Genomic DNA, 3,427 nt, shown 5'->3' on the forward strand with positions numbered 1-3,427 from the left:
CGGCGCGGCGATGACCTGGCCATTTGCCCTTCCGTTCGCCGGCCTGCTGCTGTCGATCGCGCTTGGGCCGCTGCTGTTCCCGAAATTCTGGCATCACCATTACGGCAAGATCGCCGCCGCCTGGTCGGCGCTGACGCTCGCTTCGCTCGCCTGGGTCGCCGGAGGCGCAGCCATGCTAGAGAGCTTCGTGCATGCGATGCTCGGCGAATATCTGAGCTTCATCGTGCTGCTGTTCGCGCTCTATACCGTTGCCGGCGGGATCCTGGTGACCGGCGACATGAGGGGCACGCCTTGGACCAATACGTCGGTTCTTGCATTGGGTACGATGATGGCGAGCGTCGTCGGCACCACCGGTGCCGCCATGATCCTGATCCGCCCGCTGATCCGCGCCAACCTGCCGCGGCCCCATAACGCGCATGTCATCGTGTTCTTCATCATTCTCGTTGCCAATGTCGGCGGCGCGCTCAGTCCGCTCGGGGACCCGCCGCTGTTCGTCGGATTCCTGCACGGCGTCGAGTTCTTCTGGACCACGAGGAACATCTGGCCGCAGACCGCGGTCGTGGCCGGCATCTTGCTGCTGATCTTTGTCGTGCTCGATCTCTGGCTTTTCCGCAAAGAACCGGCTGCGCCGCCAGGCGGAGCGGCGCCGATCCGGGTTCACGGCCTGATGAATCTGCCACTGATCGCCGCAATCATTGCCAGCATCCTGATGTCGGCGACCTGGCGGCCGGGAATTGCCTTCGACGTTCTCGGCACAAGGCTGGAGCTGCAGAACCTGGTGCGCGACGGCCTTCTGGTCGTGATCGCGCTGCTTTCACTGTGGCTCACCCCGGACGAACATCGCGAGGCGAACGGCTTCAACTGGGAGCCGATCCGGGAGGTCGCCAAGCTGTTTGCCGGTATCTTCGCCGCGATCATCCCGGTGCTGGCGATGCTGCATGCAGGGCACGACGGGTCCTTTGCCTGGCTATTGTCCGCCGTCACCGAGCCCAACGGTGCTCCGCGGGAGGTTCCCTATTTCTGGTTCACCGGGCTGATGTCGGCGTTCCTCGACAATGCTCCGACCTACCTCCTGTTCTTCGAACTCGCCGGCGGTGATCCGCAGCGGTTAATGGGGGAATTGTCGGGGACGCTGGCTGCGATCTCCATGGGCGCCGTCTACATGGGGGCGCTCACCTATATCGGAAACGCACCGAACTTCATGGTGGCGGCGATCGCGAACGAGCGCGGCGTCAAAATGCCGAGCTTCTTTGGCTATCTTTTGTTTGCGGGCGGAGTGTTGATACCACTGTTCCTGCTTCTCACCCTTCTGCCGATCGCCCCTGTTCTCAGCGTTCACTGAGTGCCGTATGTTGGAGCTCCTCGAGCAGTGGAGGGGGAGTTCATGAGCGCACACGGTCCGATGCCGCATACGGCATGGATTTTCCCGGCGCTGGCGATGGCACTGTTCGCTGCGGCGACAGCCGTCGGATGGGTGTTCAGCCCATCTCCTAGCGGATGGCTCCTCGCCGCGATCCTGCTGGCCATCCTGTTCGGCACGGTGTTCGCGGCAGTCCATCATGCCGAGGTGATCGCCGAAGAGGTCGGCGAGCCTTTCGGCACCTTGGTGCTGACGCTAGCGGTGACGATCATTGAAGTGGCGCTGATCACCACGATCATGCTGGGCGACAAGCCGCAGCCGGCCCTGGCCCGTGACACCGTGTTTGCAGTCGTGATGATCGTCTGCAACGGCCTGGTCGGGCTTTGCATCTTCATCGGCGGGTTGCATTATCGAGAGCAGGATTTCCAGGTTTCCGGTGCCAACCTTTATCTCAGCGTGTTGTTCGTGTTGGCGACGATAACGCTGGTCATGCCGAATTATACGTTGGCGACGCCCGGGCCGGTCTATTCGGCCACGCAACTGGGCTTTGTCGACGTGGTCACGCTCGCGTTGTACGGCGTCTTTCTCTACATCCAGACCATGCGGCACCGCGATTACTTCGTCGTCGAGTCCGCAAATGATGCCGAGGCGCCGAAGAAGTCATCGGGCGCAGTGCTGGCGCTCAGTGTTCCGTTGCTCCTGGTTTCCCTTCTGGCCGTCGTGCTGCTGTCAAAGAAATTCTCGCTCGTCATCGATGCCACCGCGGCGATGATCGGTGCGCCGGCAGCCTTCGCGGGCCTGGTGGTCGCGCTTCTCATCCTCATGCCGGAGGCCGTCGCCGCGGCTTCGGCCGCCCGCAACAATGATTTGCAGAAGAGCATCAATCTTGCGCTGGGTTCATCGCTTGCCACGATCGGGTTGACGATCCCGGCGGTCGGCATTGCCACCTACCTGCTGGACAAAGAACTTGTACTCGGGCTCAGCGCCCAGAGCACGGTGCTGCTGTTCCTGACCTTCCTCTTGAGCATGCTGACCTTCGGCACCGGCCGCACCAACATCCTGTTCGGCTTGGTGCATCTGGTGGTATTTGCCGTATTCTTGTTCCTGGAATTCGTGCCATAGGAGACGATGACGATGCTTGCCGCCAAATCCGACGTCCAGGTCGACACCCCCGAGGTCCGCGTCACGGAGTGGCGGCTGGCGCCGGGCAGTGCGACCGGGCGTCATATCCATGAGATGGACTATGTGATCGTGCCCGTGACCGCGGGCGAGATGACCATCGTGGCGCCCAGTGGCGAGCGGTCGAATGCCCAGCTCGGCGCCGGCAAGTCGTATTTCCGGAAGGCGGGGGTGGAGCACGATGTGCTTAACGAAACCTCTACGGAGATCGTCTTCCTCGAGATTGAACTCAAGCCGTAAGCATCCGTGATCGCCGGAACCGGCCGGTTGCCATTGATCCGTCGCAGTTGATCCCTCAATGTGCCTCAAAGTTCCCGCATCTAACGCCGCGGCGGGGAGTGGTTGGCAATGCTGAAATACCTGACGAAATTTGTCGTCGATATCTTACCCTCGGTGGCTGCGACGGTCATCGGGGCCTACATCGTTAACCACTACATCGTAGCCAAGCCGGAGGCGCCGGCCGCCGCCGCTGTTTCGACCGCTCAGCCGAAGGCGGCTGTTGCGAGCAAGCCGGTCGAAAAGCCCGCCGAGGTCTCCAATCTCCCCGAAGCTGGCGTGAAGGCCAAGGGCATGTCGGAGCGCACATTGATGGAGCGCACGGCGTCCGAGAAGGCTACGGTGACCGAGAGGCCGGCCGAGAAGGCGACCGAGAGCAAACCCGCCGAAGCGCCCGCCGAGACCGCAAGCATTCCGCCCGCGGAGCTCCGTCGCCATCAGCCCGCACCGCGCGAACGCGAAAAGGCCGTCGCCAAGGTGACGCCCGCGCCGGCGCAGCAGCCTGCTACCGTGCCCGCCGCTACGCCCGCCTCGCCGCCAGCCGAAGCTGCGGCCGTATCGGACGAGCATCGTGACGCCAACGACCTCGCGCGCGCCGCGATCGAGCGGTTG

Annotated in this window: 3 protein-coding genes and 1 pseudogene; all 4 read left to right on the forward strand. The window is 63.0% G+C overall.

Annotated features, from left to right (window positions below; all coding sequences use genetic code 11):
• The coding region (locus tag CWO89_RS42050) for a sodium:proton antiporter (RefSeq protein WP_245476820.1) at window positions 1-1,342 on the forward strand (1,342 nt) is incomplete at its 5' end.
• A 42-nt stretch (window positions 1,343-1,384) separates the two neighbouring features.
• Complete coding sequence (locus CWO89_RS42055; RefSeq protein WP_130584103.1) at window positions 1,385-2,482, forward strand: calcium:cation antiporter; 1,098 nt, start codon at window positions 1,385-1,387, stop codon at window positions 2,480-2,482.
• Window positions 2,483-2,494: 12 nt separating this feature from the next.
• Window positions 2,495-2,779: a cupin domain-containing protein gene (locus CWO89_RS42060; RefSeq protein WP_130584104.1), complete on the forward strand. Its 285-nt coding sequence runs from the start codon at window positions 2,495-2,497 to the stop codon at window positions 2,777-2,779.
• Between the two features lie 108 nt (window positions 2,780-2,887).
• Window positions 2,888-3,427 (forward strand): annotated as a pseudogene (locus CWO89_RS42065) (hypothetical protein); the annotation flags it as partial.

Origin of the sequence: Bradyrhizobium sp. Leo170, assembly GCF_004296405.1 — a bacterium.
GTDB lineage: Bacteria > Pseudomonadota > Alphaproteobacteria > Rhizobiales > Xanthobacteraceae > Bradyrhizobium.

What these genes read in the sequence shown, in the direction of transcription:
- CWO89_RS42055 (WP_130584103.1), top strand. Translation starts at nt 1,385, where the DNA reads ATGAGCGCACACGGTCCGATGCCGCATACGGCATGGATTTTCCCGGCG.
- CWO89_RS42060 (WP_130584104.1), top strand. Translation starts at nt 2,495, where the DNA reads ATGCTTGCCGCCAAATCCGACGTCCAGGTCGACACCCCCGAGGTCCGC.